General features: G+C 64.4%; 12 protein-coding genes and 1 pseudogene. 6 read left to right on the top strand and 7 right to left on the bottom strand.

The window, feature by feature from the left end; all coding sequences use genetic code 11:
- Nucleotides 1-22 precede the first annotated feature (22 nt).
- A complete protein-coding gene (locus tag Q9451_RS15655; protein ID WP_012272529.1) occupies nt 23-637 on the top strand; it encodes a 2-hydroxychromene-2-carboxylate isomerase in 615 nt (204 codons plus the stop codon).
- Here the strand turns inward: Q9451_RS15655 and Q9451_RS15660 are convergent.
- The 5 genes and pseudogenes from Q9451_RS15660 to Q9451_RS15680 all read right to left on the bottom strand — a co-directional run bounded on the left by Q9451_RS15660 (nt 610) and on the right by Q9451_RS15680 (nt 4,413).
- Complete coding sequence (locus Q9451_RS15660) at nt 610-909, bottom strand: hypothetical protein (RefSeq protein WP_012272528.1); 300 nt, start codon at nt 907-909, stop codon at nt 610-612. The two genes, Q9451_RS15655 and Q9451_RS15660, sit on opposite strands and share 28 nt — an antisense overlap.
- Before the next feature lie 2 nt (nt 910-911).
- Nucleotides 912-1,457 carry a cupin domain-containing protein gene (locus Q9451_RS15665; RefSeq protein WP_003248033.1) on the bottom strand — a complete coding sequence of 182 codons (546 nt, stop codon included), beginning with the start codon at nt 1,455-1,457 and terminating at the stop codon, nt 912-914.
- 81 nt (nt 1,458-1,538) lie between these two features.
- On the bottom strand, nt 1,539-2,744 hold the full coding sequence (locus Q9451_RS15670) for an MFS transporter (RefSeq protein ID WP_012272527.1): 1,206 nt from the start codon (nt 2,742-2,744) through the stop codon (nt 1,539-1,541).
- A gap of 86 nt (nt 2,745-2,830) precedes the next feature.
- Nucleotides 2,831-3,364 carry a cytochrome b/b6 domain-containing protein gene (locus Q9451_RS15675; protein ID WP_012272526.1) on the bottom strand — a complete coding sequence of 178 codons (534 nt, stop codon included), beginning with the start codon at nt 3,362-3,364 and terminating at the stop codon, nt 2,831-2,833.
- A pseudogene (locus Q9451_RS15680) lies at nt 3,361-4,413 on the bottom strand (catalase family peroxidase). The gene Q9451_RS15675 and the pseudogene Q9451_RS15680 overlap by 4 nt, the downstream one beginning before the upstream one ends.
- A 124-nt stretch (nt 4,414-4,537) precedes the next feature.
- On the opposite strand from Q9451_RS15680, the gene Q9451_RS15685 reads away from it, so the two are divergent.
- Complete coding sequence (locus tag Q9451_RS15685) at nt 4,538-5,059, top strand: sigma-70 family RNA polymerase sigma factor (RefSeq protein ID WP_012272524.1); 522 nt, start codon at nt 4,538-4,540, stop codon at nt 5,057-5,059.
- On the top strand, nt 5,056-5,808 hold the full coding sequence (locus tag Q9451_RS15690) for an anti-sigma factor (RefSeq protein WP_012272523.1): 753 nt from the start codon (nt 5,056-5,058) through the stop codon (nt 5,806-5,808). Before Q9451_RS15685 ends, Q9451_RS15690 begins: the two co-directional genes overlap by 4 nt.
- Before the next feature lie 39 nt (nt 5,809-5,847).
- Here the strand turns inward: Q9451_RS15690 and xthA are convergent, their stop codons facing one another.
- Nucleotides 5,848-6,660: an exodeoxyribonuclease III gene (gene xthA, locus Q9451_RS15695; protein ID WP_012272522.1), complete on the bottom strand. Its 813-nt coding sequence runs from the start codon at nt 6,658-6,660 to the stop codon at nt 5,848-5,850.
- A 162-nt stretch (nt 6,661-6,822) separates the two neighbouring features.
- Here xthA and Q9451_RS15700 point away from each other — a divergent pair, with 162 nt between their 5' ends.
- The 3 genes from Q9451_RS15700 to Q9451_RS15710 are packed head-to-tail and all read left to right on the top strand — an operon-like array spanning nt 6,823 to nt 12,939.
- On the top strand, nt 6,823-7,473 hold the full coding sequence (locus Q9451_RS15700) for a GNAT family N-acetyltransferase (RefSeq protein ID WP_012272521.1): 651 nt from the start codon (nt 6,823-6,825) through the stop codon (nt 7,471-7,473).
- Between the two features lie 52 nt (nt 7,474-7,525).
- The gene (locus Q9451_RS15705; RefSeq protein WP_012272520.1) at nt 7,526-9,268 is read left to right on the top strand and encodes an autotransporter assembly complex family protein; all 1,743 of its coding nucleotides are present in this window, start codon (nt 7,526-7,528) and stop codon (nt 9,266-9,268) included.
- On the top strand, nt 9,265-12,939 hold the full coding sequence (locus Q9451_RS15710; protein ID WP_012272519.1) for a translocation/assembly module TamB domain-containing protein: 3,675 nt from the start codon (nt 9,265-9,267) through the stop codon (nt 12,937-12,939). Before Q9451_RS15705 ends, Q9451_RS15710 begins: the two co-directional genes overlap by 4 nt.
- 19 nt (nt 12,940-12,958) lie before the next feature.
- Here the strand turns inward: Q9451_RS15710 and Q9451_RS15715 are convergent, their stop codons facing one another.
- The gene (locus Q9451_RS15715; protein ID WP_012272518.1) at nt 12,959-13,513 is read right to left on the bottom strand and encodes a DUF2589 domain-containing protein; all 555 of its coding nucleotides are present in this window, start codon (nt 13,511-13,513) and stop codon (nt 12,959-12,961) included.
- Between the last annotated feature and the right edge of the window lie 54 nt (nt 13,514-13,567).

Here is a 13,567-nt window from a genome sequence, read left to right on the forward strand (position 1 = left end):
TCACCCCGCAAGGACCCTAAGCATGAACAAGACTGTCGATTTCTATTTTGACCTGGGCAGCCCGGCCAGCTATCTGGCCTGGACCCAACTGCCGAGCCTGTGTGCCCGCCAAGGTGCCACACTGCGCTACCAGCCAATTCTGCTTGGAGGGGTGTTCCAGGCCACCGGCAACGCCTCGCCGGCGACGATCCCGGCCAAGGGGCGCTACATGTTTACCGACCTTGCACGCTTTGCCGCACGCTACGAGGTACCGTTCGGGATGCCATCAGGGTTCCCGATCAATACCCTGGCCTTGATGCGCGGCGTGCTGGGTACCCAGTTGCGTTCACCGGAGCGGTTCGAGGCCCTGTTGTCGGCGCTGTTCAATGGGCTATGGGCACAACGCCGCAACCTGGGCGATAACGCAGTTCTGGATGAGACGCTGACCCAGGCAGGCTTCGACCCGCAGGTATTTCACGGGTTGACGGCTGACGGTGAGGTAAAAGCTGCGCTGAAGCAGGCAACCGAGGCGGCTGTGGCGCGCGGGGTGTTTGGTGCGCCCACCTGCTTTGTGGGCGATGCGATGTTCTTTGGCCAGGACCGCCTGGACTTTGTCGAAGAAGCGCTGCGTCAGGGCGCCAGCAGCTTCTCCAGCTGAGTGCGCTCCCACAGGCTAAGCAGGTCGGTGGGGTTGGTGCCGTAGCGCTGCCAGTCCTCGAGCCCGGCCTGTTCACCGTCGGGGGCCTGGCAATGAATGCAATGTGCCAAGCCTTCGGCATCCAGGGCCAGCGTCAATCGCCAGCCCTGGATGTCGACATCGACCAGACCGCCATCGTGGCGTGCACTCACCTCCAGGTGCTGCACACCAAGGGCCGCGTTGCGCAGGCGCTGGTAAATATCCCGAGTGTTCAGTGCACCGCTGCGCGCCAAGATCAGAAATTGGCCGGCGTGTTGGCGCTGATGATCTCGGCCTCGTCCGGGCCGATGTTCTTGAAACTGTGCGGCAGGGTAGTGGGGATGTAGTAGCCGTCGCCCGAGTTGAGCACGCTGACCTGCCCATCGACCCACAGCTCTACGGTGCCGCGGGTGACCAGGCCACATTCTTCGCCCTCGGCATGCACGATCGGCTCGCCCGAATCGGCGCCGGGTGCATACAGCTCGCGCAGCATGCGCATCTGCCGGCCTTCGACGCTGGCGCCGACCAGCAGCATGCGCAGGCCGTTGCGGCCCAGATCCGGTTGTTCGCCACCCCGGAACACGTAGCGCTCTTCACGCACCGGCTCGTCGAAGCTGAAAAACTCCGCCAGGCTCATGGGTATGCCTTCGAGCAGCTTTTTCAGGGAGCTGACCGAAGGGCTGACGCGATTCTGCTCGATCTGCGAGATCGTCGAATTGGTCAACCCGCTGCGGCGGGCCAGTTCCCGTTGGGAGAGGTTGTTGCGTTCACGCACCAGTTTGAGTCGCGTCCCCGTGTCCATAGCCGCCTTGTAATCAGAGGTGTCAATAATAATGAGCGATGCGCATTAAAACACACTCTGCGCGCTTGCGCGCTGTGCTTGTCAAACCCGCTGTTCACGTGGCATCGGCCACAGTCCGACGAGCAGCAACAGCACGGCTACGGCCAAGAATGGCAGGCGCGGATCAAGGGCATATACCAAGGTGCCGGCCAGCGGCCCGATCACCGCACCCATGCCCTGGGCAGCTCCCACGGAGCCGGCTGTGGCGCCCTGCTCGGAGGCGTGCATGGCATTGGCTGCCAGTGCCGAAAACGCTGGGAACACAAAGCCCATGCCGGCTGCCGCAACAAAGTAGCAAGCCCATAGCCAAGGGGCCGTGGTGGCCAGCGACCCGCAGGCAAAGCCCAGTGCCGATACCGTGGCACCTACCCGGATCATCTTCAGCGGTGGCCACTCCAGCTGGCGCAGCAATACCTGCGCCAGCATCAGCGCTACGCCCACCGTGGTCAGCGCGATGCCGGCAGCCTGGGCCGCTTCGGCGGGGCCCAGATGCAAGCGGTCGAGGGCAAAGAAACCGACGATGATCTGCGACACGGTCACGCTGAGCATGGCGCTGAATGCCACCAGCAACGGCCTGCGCAGGCGCGGGTCGTTCAGCCGCACCGGGCTGGGGGCGTGGGCGTGCGGCAGCGCCTGTGGTTTTAGGGTAAAGAGCAGCACGAGGAAGGCCGTGGCCGGTAGCAGCGACATGATGTGGAACGGCAGGCTCAGGCTGTGCCGTGCCAGTAGCGCCGCCAGCGCTGGCCCGACCACCAGGCCGACGGCGTTGGCCGCGCCCAGCGAGGCCATGGCCCGGGCCCGGCGTTGCGGCTCGACATGGTCGGCTATCAGCGCATTGCAGCCCACTGGGATGGCGGCGTAGAAGGCGCCGATGCAGCCGCGGGCGACGATCAGGCCGATGAACGCCAGGGTCGCGCCCGGCAACCAGCGCAGCGCGCCTTCAACGAACAGGCATAGCAGCCAGTAAGCCAGGGTGAAGCCGGCGCTGCCCAGCAGCAGGATGCGCCGGCGGCCGAGGCGATCCGATAGTCGCCCCCAAGGCCGGGCCAGCAGCACCCAAACCACGCCAGCCACGGTTACGGCGGCGCCAGCTTGCCAGGTGGCCATGCCGAGTTGGCGGGCAATCGGGCCGATCAAGGCGACGAAGGCCATCATCGACATGGTACAGGCCATGTTGGCCAGCAGCAGCGGGCGCAAGTCCAGGGTGCTGGCAGGTAGCAGGGTTGCAGGATCCTTTGCGACGTTCATAGGGCAGTCCAGGGCAGTACGGCAAATAGAAAGCCGATCTTATTAAGAATGATTATTGATTGTCGAACCCCCCGGCATGCAGCAGGTCATTCGCTGCGGCGCAAGGGGCCAGGCCACATGCTACGCAACACACCGTCGCGGCGCACCCATGCATGCATCAAGGCTGCACCCACGTGCACCAGCACCGTGGCGAACAGCAGGTAGCCGGCCCAGCCATGGGCCTGACGCAGCACGGCATACAGCTGCAGGTTGTGCGGGGCGATGGCGGGTAAACCGAGCGGGCGCGGGTAGTCGCCCGCCGATAGCATGGCCCATCCCAGCAGCGGCATGGCCAGCATCAGCCCATAGAGCAGCAGGTGCGAGGCCCCGGCGGCCCAGCGCTGCAGCACTGGCAGGTCGTGTGGCAGCGGTGGGTGCGGCACGCTCAGGCGCACGGCGATGCGCAACAGCACCAGCACCAGCAGGGCCAGGCCGGTGGCCTTGTGCAGGCTGATCAGCAGCGGGTGGCGTGGCGACAGGTCGGCGACCATGCTCACGCCGATGAACAGCATGGCCAGGATCAGCACGGCCATCAGCCAGTGCAACAGACGGGCGAAGGGGTGGAAGGCTTCGGGTTTCATGGACGGGCTCCAGTGCTGAGCGATTCACGGCTGCGGCGGTTGAAGGATTCCGAATAGGCGGCGGACCGGGCGGCGAGGATCGGGTCGCCGGACGCTTCGATACCCCGTGGCAGAATCAGCGGGTCGAAGTTCAGGTCGCGGCAGGCCCCTTGCTCTGGAGCGTCGACGTGCTCCAGCACCAAGGTGCCGGCGTCCACGCTACGACGCTCGGCGGGCCAGAGGCGGGCAGGGTCATCCACGGCATCGCCCGGTTCGGCCAGCACCAAACGCAACGTCCAGCGCAACGGGGCCTGGGCCAGGCGTTGCTGCAGGTCGTGTTGCAGGAACTGTTTGTCATCAACCTGGCCAGGTAGTGCGGCAAACGCGGTTTGTGGCTCGAGCTGCCAACGCACCGGGTGGGCCGTGCCAGCTGAGTCGATCAGGCGGAAGGCATTGATGCTGTGATACTGCGTGCTGGCGAAGCTGTCACTTGGCTTGTAGCTCGCCGCCCACTGGCGAAATGCCACGCTTTCGGGGTGGGCGGCGAAGAACGCTTGCATCTTGGCCGGGTTAGGTTTGCCGGTGGCCGGGTCGGGCGCGCCCGCGAGCACTTGCTAATAGAACCCTTGCGGGGTACTGACCGCCAGCACCGGCGGGTTGTTCATGCCGGTACGCCAGACCTGGCCGTCGTCGGTGCTGAGTTGAACTGCCAGGCTGCGCACCGGGATGCCTGTATCCGGGGCGAACGGGTTGGCACCGCCGATGGCGAAACGGCCGATAACCGGCACCCGTTGCTGGCTGAAGGCGCGTGCAATGGACAGGTTGGCGGCCTGCCCGCTGGGCTGGAAGTAGCCGCTCACGCACAGGCCCTTGGCGTGGTTCTTGCGGTAGCCCGGGTAGTGACCGGCCTGGGCCTCGAAGGTGTCGATGATGCGCTGTGGCGTCAGCCGGGGTTCGCCGAGCCAGCCGGCGGCATAGGCAAAGCCGGCACCTGCGGCCAGCATCACGGCGCCAATGGCTGCCAGGCGCAGCGCTTTGGCCGGGCCGTGCAAGGGTGAGTTCATGGTCATCGTCCGGTTCAGGGAAGGTGCCAGTACGACGGAGCAGGGAAAAACTTATTCCATCGCCGGGAATAGAATTTGTTCACAGGCGTCTGCCCTTTACACTGACAATCCCAAAGGCCGGTACCTAGCGATGCATGACCTGGACGACCACCAGTGGCGCGAACTGCTTGCCCGTCTGCGACGCTTTGCCGTGTGGCTGACCCGCGAGCCGGGCAGCGCCGACGACCTGGTGCAGGCAACGGTCGAGCGGGCCCTGAGCCGGCGCGACCAGCAACGTGACGCCGATGCCCTGCGCGCTTGGTTGTTCACCATTCTTTATCGACAGTTTCTCGACGGTAAACGCCGCGAGCGTCTGCATGCGCGGTGGTTGTCCTGGTTTGGCGGCAGCGGGCACGACGAGGAGCCTGTCGGTGACAACCTCGAAGCCATCGTCCTGGCCCAGGCCGACCTGCAGGCGTTTGCCCGGCTGACGGCGGAGCAGCGTGCCTTGTTGCTGCTGGTCAGCATCGAAGGCCTGAGTTACAAGGAGGCCGCCCAGGCTTTGGGCATCCCAATCGGCACTGTGATGTCGCGCCTGTCGCGCGCGCGCAATGCCTTGCGCGAATTGACCGAGGGCAACCCCCAGCCACCGGCCTTGCGGAGACTGAAATGACCCGTCTGATCCCCAGCGAAGACGAACTGCATGCTTATGTCGATGAGCGCCTGGAGCCTGTGCGCCGGGCCCAGGTGCAGGCCTGGCTGGAGGCCAACCCGCAGGCGGCGGCACGGGTGGAAGGTTGGCGTGCCGATGCCCGCCGGCTACGCGCGGCGTTGGCCGGGTTTGATGACCTGCCTGGTGCCGCGCAGCTGGAATTGGGCCCGTTGCGTCGGCAATTGCGCCAGCGCCGGCAGCGGCGTTGGGCCGCTGCGGCGGTGGTGATGTTAGCGCTGGGTGTGGGTGGTTTAGGCGGTTGGCAAGTGCGCGATGCAAGCTTGGCGCGCGTTGACTTGCCCATGGCCGACGCTGTGCAGGCGCATCGCTTGTTTGCTGGCAGTGAAGCCTTGGATATCCAGGCCAGTGACCCAGGGCAGTTGCGCGACTGGCTTGGGCGCCATTTCAGCCGCGTGGGCCAGCTGCCGGACCTGGCGGGCTATGGCTTCAAACCGGTGGGTGCGCGCTTGCTCAGCAACGAGCAAGGGCCGGCGGCGTTGCTGGTGTTTGAAGATGGCAAGGGCCAGCGCATCAGCCTGTTCCTGCGCTCACCCGGCGAGCAATATCGGCGCATGCCGGACGGTCAGCGGGTCGACGGTCAGCTGGAGGCGCGGTATTGGTCGCATGGGGCGTACAACTTTGCTTTGGTCAGCGCGGCGGACGATGTGCGCGGAGCGGGGGTGGGGGAGGCGTTGCGGTTGGGGTTGTGAGTGAGGCCAAGGCATGCACCTTGGCGCCCACCCTCCGACTCAGCTCAATTCCAGCCAGATCGGCGCATGGTCCGACGGCTTTTCCATTGCGCGCAGTTCATAGTCCACACCTGCTGCCTTGATGCGTGGCACCAGATGCTGCGAGGCCATGATCAGGTCGATGCGCAGCCCGCGCTTGGGGTCGTCCTCGAAGCCGCGGCTGCGGTAGTCGAACCAGCTGAAGCGGTCCGTCACCTCCGGGTACAGGTGACGGAAACTATCGACAAGGCCCCAGCCTTTCAAGCGTTCCATCCACTCGCGCTCTTCCGGCAGGAAGCTGCACTTGCCGGTCTTCAGCCAGCGCTTGGCGTTGTCCGCACCGATGCCGATATCGCAGTCCTGCGGCGAGATGTTCATGTCGCCCATCACCAGCAGTGGCTGGTCGTTGCGGAACTGGCCTTCGAGCAGGGCCTGCAGGTCGCTGTAGAAGCGCTGCTTGGCCGGGAACTTGGTGGGGTGGTCGCGGCTTTCACCCTGGGGGAAATAGCCGTTCATGATGGTGATCGGGTTGCCGTCGGCATCAGGGAAGGTGCCCCAGATAAAGCGGCGCTGGGCGTCGTCTTCATCGGTGGCAAAGCCTTTGTGCAGGCTCAGCGGCGCCTGGCGCGACAGCAGCGCCACGCCGTAGTGGCCTTTCTGGCCATGGTAGTGCACGTGGTAGCCCAGTGCCTGCACGTCGGCCAGCGGGAACTGATCGTCGCTGACCTTGGTTTCCTGCAGGCCGATCACGTCCGGCTGGTGCTTTTCGATCAGCGCCGCCAGCTGGTGCGGGCGGGCCCGCAGGCCGTTGATGTTGAAACAGACGATCTTCATGGAAAGACAATCCCGGTAAAAGCCGCGATGCTAGCCGACATCGTCCATCATCACCAGCATGGCGGCATGGTCATCCTGCTGCTAACGTGCTCCAGGGGGTGAACGAAGCGCGCAGGGGCACCTCCAAGGCACTGTACGCCCATTCCAGGAGGTCTGCCCGCAATGCCCGAAACCACAGCCGCTCCGGCCCGTGTCTGCTTGCTCGATGATGGTTACAGCCGCGAAGCGCGTTCATTGCTGTACAACGCTTACCGCCATGAGCCTACCTTCGCCTACATCTTCGAGGCCCAGCGCCCCGGTTATGAGCGGCGCTTGCGGGTGATGGTGCGCGAATGGGTGCGCCAGCACTTCTATCTGCAACTACCCGCCATCGGCTTGCTGGTAGAGGATCGCCTGATTGCCCTGGCCCTGATCGTGCCGCCACTGCGCCGCCTGGGCGTGGCCGACAGCTGGGCCTGGCGCCTGCGCATGATGCTTGGTACAGGCCTGCGCTGCACGCGGCGCTACATGGACTACCAGGCCGCGCTGGCCACCTGCCTGCCCACTGACCGGGTGCATGTGCTGCCATTGCTGGGGGTGCACCCGCAATTCCAGGGCAAACACTACGGCGAGCAATTGTTACAAGCTGTGCACGACTGGTGCGCGGAGGACCCAGGCACCCAAGGGGTCGTGCTGGATACCGGTAACGAGCACTACCTGGCTTTTTATCAGCGCCAGGGTTATGAAGAGATAGGCGAGGTAGCTGTAGGACCAATCCGAGAAAGGGTGTTCTTTCATCCTAATCCAATCTCTTCAAATTCCGCTTTTGCCTGAACAGGCCGCCAGGCGGCTCCCTTGAGCGCCTGGCTCTGGTAGCATTCGCCGCATGACGTATTCAGGAAGATTCACCTGGGGCCTGGTTTTCTGGGCCGCCAGTTTCGCAGCGTGGGGCCAGAGCGAGTTGCTGGTGAAGGTAAAACCGGCCAACAAGGCGCTCAAGGCCAATGTCGAAGGCTATATCGGCACCTTGGGTGACCGCGATGAAGAAGCACTTTTACGCTTCAGTCGCGGGGCCGAGGAGCAGGCGCGCAAAGCGGCGCAGGCACTTGGCTACTATCAGGCACAGATCGATACCGAGGTAAAACCCGCCAGCGACGCTGACCATTCCCCGCAACTGATCATCAGCATCAACCCTGGCGAGCCCATTCGCCTGCGCAACGTGACTGTGCGCATCGAGGGCCCGGCCAGCGAAATGAAGGCCTTCCGCGTGCCTGACAGCAAGGCGCTGCGCGCGGGTGAGCAACTCAATCACGGCCTTTATGAGGATGCCAAACGGCTGATCCAGAACCAGGCGTCGCGCTACGGTTTCTTCAGTGGACGCTTCAGCAGCCAGCGCCTGGCTGTGGACCCGCAGGCCGGCGTGGCCGATATCGAACTGGTCTACCAGAGTGGCCCGCGCTATCGCCTGGGCGCTGTCACCTTCGGGGGCGACACGCCGTTGGATGACGATCTCTTGCAGCGTATGGTGTCATTCAAACCGGGCACCCCCTACGACTCGGAACTGGTCGCCGAGCTGAACAATGACCTGCAATCGAGCGGCTATTTCGAAGGTGTGCGCGTAGACGCGGCGCCTACTGCCGCCGTAGGTGAAGAAGTCCCGGTGGATGTCCGTCTGGAAACCCGTAAACCACGCACCCTGGGCCTGGGCCTGGGTTTTTCGACTGACGTCGGGCCGCGCGGCAAGGCCAACTGGACCCGCCACTGGGTCAACCCGCAGGGCCACAGCTACGGTTGGGAAACCGAGCTGTCCGCACCACGGCAGAACGTTGGCCTGTGGTACGACATTCCCCTCGACCCGCCGCTGACCGACAAGCTGCGCTTTGCCGGTGGCTACCAGAATGAAGAGCTTGCCGGTACCGACACGCTCAGCAAGCTGTTGACGGTCGGCCCCGAGTGGCACAGCAAGCTGCCCAGTGGCTGGCAGCGGGTGATATCGCTCAAGTACCAGCGCGAGGAGTATCGCCTGGGCGACGACTCCGGGCTGAGCAACTTGCTGATGCCTGGCGTGAGCTATTCCTTCCTGCGCAGCGACAACCGCATCGACCCACACAACGGCTATCGCCTGCAATTCGATGTGCAGGGCGCCAAGGAAGGGCTGGTTTCCGATACCAACCTTCTGCACGGCAACGTATTGCTCAAAGGCCTGACCACGCTGGGCCAAAACCACCGCTTTCTCGGTCGCGTGCAGTTTGGCGGCAGCGCGACCAATGGCTTCAAGAACAGCATTCCGCCTTCGCTGCGCTTCTTCGCCGGTGGCGACCAGAGCGTGCGCGGCTACGACTACCAGACCCTGTCGCCGAAGAACAGCGACGGCGACCGCATTGGCGGGCGCTACCTGGTGGCTGGCAGCGTCGAGTACCAATATTCGCTGACAGAAAAGTGGCGGGTTGCGACGTTCGTCGACCAAGGCAACTCGTTCAACAACCTGGAGCTGCCCAGCCTCAAGACCGGTGTTGGTTTTGGTGTGCGCTGGGTGTCGCCGGTGGGGCCGTTGCGCCTGGACCTGGCCAAAGCGCTGGATGACGAAGGGGGCATTCGCCTGCACTTTTCCATGGGGCCCGAGCTGTGAAACGCGTGATCAAATACATTCTGCTGGGCCTGCTTGGGGTAGTCGCGAGCTTGGGCCTGGCACTGGGCCTGCTGCTGGGTACCGAGGCTGGTAGCCGCTGGGCACTGGGCAAGGTGCCCGGGCTCGAAGTGGCCGATTTCCAAGGGCGCCTTGCGGGCAGTTGGCAAGCTAGCCAGCTGATCTGGGCCGACGCCGGCAGCAAGGTAGAGGTGCAGGCGCCGATGCTGGCTTGGTCGCCTGCTTGCTTGCTACGCGCCACGTTGTGCATCGACCGGTTGCAGGCCGAACGCATCGACATGGGCTTTGCGCCAAGCCCCGAACCCACCGACAACGCACCGCTGCAATTGCCGACCCTGCGCTTGCCACTGGCTATCGAGCTGGGCGAGGTCAAGGTTGGTCAGCTGCGCCTGGATGGCAGCGAACTGCTTGGCGACTTGCAGCTCGCGGCGCACTGGACCAACAGCGGGATGCGCATCGACAGCCTGCGGCTGCAGCGCGACGACCTGAATTTGAACCTGCAAGGCGACCTGCAGCCCGAAGGTGACTGGCCGCTGCAACTGCAGGCGCAACTGCAGTTGCCTGCGGTAGAGGGCAAGCCTTGGCAGCTGGCACTGACTGCCAGCGGTGAATTGCAAAAAACCCTGAAACTGGCTGGCAGCAGCAGTGGTTACCTCGATGCCACGCTGAGCGGCCAATTGCAGGCATTGGCCGAACACCTGCCAGCTACCTTGCAGATCCGCTCCGAGGCATTCAAGCCGGCTGGCACGTTGCCCGACACTTTGCAGCTGAACCAGCTGAAGCTCGACGCCCAGGGCGATTTGCTCAAGGGCTATCACCTGTCGGGCACGGCCAGCCTGCCCGCCGAACAATCGCCGATCGCCCTGGCCTTGTCCGGGTTGGTGGACAGTAAAGGCGCCAGGCTCGATGCCTTGGACCTGACCGCCAACGACAACCAACGGGTCAAGTTGCAAGCGACGGCTGACTGGCAGCAAGGCCTGAGCGCCGATGCGCAGCTGGACTGGCAGGATTTCCCGTGGTTGCGCCTGTACCCCTTGGAGACTCCGCCTGAGGTCACCCTCAAGCGCTTCAATACCCAGGTGCATTATCGCGATGGCAATTACCAGGGCACCTTCAAGGGTGAGCTGGACGGCCCGGCGGGGGCGTTCAGCCTGGCCAGCCCGTTCGAAGGCGACCTGAGCCAGGTGAAACTGCCACAGTTGGCGCTGACTGCCGGCCAGGGCAAGGCCGCCGGCAGTGTCGCCGTGCGTTTTGCCAACACGCTGGCCTGGGATGTCGACTTGCAGCTTTCCGCGCTCGATCCGGCCTATTGGCTGGCCGAGCTACCGGGCACCCTGGCGGGGCCACTGCGCAGCAAAGGCGAGCTCAAAGGCGAGGCGCTTACCCTCGATGCCCAGCTCGACCTTAAAGGCCGCCTGCGTGGCCAGCCAGCCGTACTCAAGGCCGAAGCCCAGGGGGCAGGGCAAAACTGGACCCTGGGCGCACTGGCTATCCAGCTGGGTGACAACCGCATCAACGGCAGTGGCAGCCTGCAACAACGGCTGGCCGGGCGAATCGACATCGACTTGCCGCGCCTGGGCCAGTTGTGGCCGAGGCTGCAAGGGCAGGTCAAGGGGCGGCTGGATGTCGCCGGGACGCTGCAGGCTCCGCAAGGTACCCTGACCTTGCAAGGTCAGCGCTTGGCCCAGGCCGAAAACCGCCTGCAGCAGCTGGACCTGGAGGCGCGCCTGGACAACGCTCAACGCGGCGTTGTCGAGCTCAAGGCCACAGGTATTCACCTGGGTGACACGGCCTTGGGCACGCTGCAGGCCAACGGCAAAGGCGACATTCGCCAACAGGCCGTGACTCTGGCGTTGGACGGCCCGCAACTCAAGCTCGACCTTGGCCTGGATGGCCAGTTGAACAAGGGTGACTGGCGTGGTCGTCTGGCCAGCGGGCGGATTCAGGCCGGCGGCCAGGATTGGCAGTTGCAGGCCCCGGCACGCCTGCAGCGGCTGGCCAGCGGTCAGCTGGATTTCGGGGCCCACTGCTGGCGCTCCGGGCAGGCCAGCCTGTGTGGCGAGGACCAGCGCCTGGCCCCCGAGCCCCGCCTGCGCTACCACCTCAAGCAGTTCCCGCTGGACAGCCTGGCCCAGTGGCTGCCGAAGGACTTTGCCTGGCAAGGCCTGCTCAATGCCGATATCAACTTGGACATCCCGGCCAGCGGCCCCAAGGGTACTGTCGTTGTCGATGCCAGTGGCGGCACCCTGCGGGTACGCGACAAGGGCCGCTGGATCGACTTCCCGTATCAGGCCCTGCGCCTGGACAGCACGCTGGCACCGCGACGCATCGATACGCGCCTGGCGTTTCGCGGTGAGCGTCTGGGGGAACTGAGCGTCAACGCCCGGCTCGATCCGCTAGGCAAGAACAAGCCATTGTCGGGTGATTTCCGCCTGGCCGGGCTAGACCTGTCGGTGGCCCGTCCGTTTGTGCCGATGGTCGAACGCCTGGCTGGGCAGCTCAATGGCAGTGGCCGGCTTTCAGGTACTTTGCTGGCGCCGCAGGTCAACGGTAACCTGATGCTCAGCGGTGGTGAAGTCAGTGGTGCAGAGCTGCCGGCCAGCCTGCAGGACCTGTCACTGCAGGCACTGATCAGCGGTGAGCAGGTGCAGCTCAACGGCAATTGGCGCAGTGGCGAGGCTGGGCGTGGGCAGTTGAGCGGCAACCTCACCTGGGGCCAGGCGTTGGGCATGGACGTGCGTTTGCAAGGCCAGCAACTGCCGGTCACGGTCGAGCCCTATGCCGCACTGGAGGTGGCCCCAGACCTTACCTTGCGCCTGATCGACGACAAGCTGGCGGTGACCGGCAAGGTTCAGGTGCCCAAGGGCAAGATCACCGTCCGCGAGCTGCCGCCGTCCACCGTCAAGGTGTCGGATGACACGGTAATCGTCGGTCACCAGACCGAAGAGGGCAAACCGCCCATGGCGATGGCCATGGACATCGACGTCGAAGTGGGCCAGGACAAGCTGTCGTTCAGCGGCTTTGGCCTTACCGCCAACCTGCTTGGCCATGTGCACATTGGTGATAACCTCGACACCCGTGGCGAGCTGAGCCTGGCAGACGGCCGCTACCGTGCCTACGGTCAACGCTTGACCATCCGCCGAGCGCGGCTGCTGTTCGCCGGCCCAATCGACCAGCCGTACCTGGACATCGAAGCAATCCGCAAGGTTGACGATGTGATTGCTGGTATCCGCCTGAGCGGCAGCGCCGAACAGCCCACCACGAAGGTGTTCTCGGAGCCGGCCATGAGCCAGGAGCAGGCGCTGTCGTACCTGGTACTGGGGCGGCCATTGGGCACCTCCGGCGAAGACAACAACATGCTCGCCGAGGCGGCCTTGGGCTTGGGGCTGGCCGGCAGTGCCGGCATTACCGGCAGCCTGGCGTCGAGCCTGGGTATCGACGACTTCCAGTTGGATACCGAAGGGTCGGGCAACAGCACCAGCGTGGTCGCCAGCGGCAACCTGACTGAAAAGCTGAGCCTGCGTTACGGGGTAGGGGTGTTCGAACCCGCCAACACCATCGCCTTGCGTTACAAGTTGAGCAAGAAGGTCTACCTTGAAGCCGCCAGCGGGCTGGCGAGTTCACTGGATATCTTCTACAAACGCGACTTCTAGGCCTGCGCCGGGGCGGTCGTCAACGGACGATGGCCGCCTCGATGAACTCATTGGTGTCGGTTGGGGGCGGCGATTGGGTAGCGCGTACCGGGACGATCAGGCTGGTGTATTCCTCGATCAACCGGTTCAGCGCCTCCGGCGGCTCACTCGCCTGGAACTGCATGCGGATCTGCACTTCGTCTGGGTCCCGGCTTTCACCCTGACGGCCCTGGCCGCCGATGGTCACCTTGAAGCTGGCGGCCTTGCTCTCGGCTGCCGTCAGCAGCGCCTGTTGCGCTTCAGTACCTTTGACCCTTACAGACAAATCGACCTGCATGCGCTCCAGGGCCAGGCCCTTGGGTGATACCAGGGCGAACAATGGAACGCGCATGATGTGCTGGCCGTCCATCGCCACCTCGACCATCTTGGCCTTCATAGGGGCGCCCAACGCCTCGGTGTCGCATTCGAAGAACTGGTCGAAGAGGTTGATGTACTGCTGGGCGATCAAACTGTTGGTGGCGCTGGCGGCCTCTTGCAGGCCACGGGTGATCTCGCGCAGGTCGATGGAGGTCATGGGGGCAGGGGGCTTTTGCAACGATCCGACTCCTCAAGCCAGGTTATGCCCCTCTCATTGCGGGAAGAGGGGCTC

The sequence above is a fragment of the Pseudomonas sp. NY8896 genome (genome assembly GCF_039634505.1).

What these genes read in the sequence shown, in the direction of transcription:
- Q9451_RS15675 (WP_012272526.1), bottom strand. Translation starts at nt 3,364, where the DNA reads ATGAAACCCGAAGCCTTCCACCCCTTCGCCCGTCTGTTGCACTGGCTG.
- Q9451_RS15685 (WP_012272524.1), top strand. Translation starts at nt 4,538, where the DNA reads ATGCATGACCTGGACGACCACCAGTGGCGCGAACTGCTTGCCCGTCTG.
- Q9451_RS15665 (WP_003248033.1), bottom strand. Translation starts at nt 1,457, where the DNA reads ATGGACACGGGGACGCGACTCAAACTGGTGCGTGAACGCAACAACCTC.
- Q9451_RS15700 (WP_012272521.1), top strand. Translation starts at nt 6,823, where the DNA reads ATGCCCGAAACCACAGCCGCTCCGGCCCGTGTCTGCTTGCTCGATGAT.
- Q9451_RS15690 (WP_012272523.1), top strand. Translation starts at nt 5,056, where the DNA reads ATGACCCGTCTGATCCCCAGCGAAGACGAACTGCATGCTTATGTCGAT.
- Q9451_RS15670 (WP_012272527.1), bottom strand. Translation starts at nt 2,744, where the DNA reads ATGAACGTCGCAAAGGATCCTGCAACCCTGCTACCTGCCAGCACCCTG.
- Q9451_RS15655 (WP_012272529.1), top strand. Translation starts at nt 23, where the DNA reads ATGAACAAGACTGTCGATTTCTATTTTGACCTGGGCAGCCCGGCCAGC.
- Q9451_RS15705 (WP_012272520.1), top strand. Translation starts at nt 7,526, where the DNA reads ATGACGTATTCAGGAAGATTCACCTGGGGCCTGGTTTTCTGGGCCGCC.
- xthA (WP_012272522.1), bottom strand. Translation starts at nt 6,660, where the DNA reads ATGAAGATCGTCTGTTTCAACATCAACGGCCTGCGGGCCCGCCCGCAC.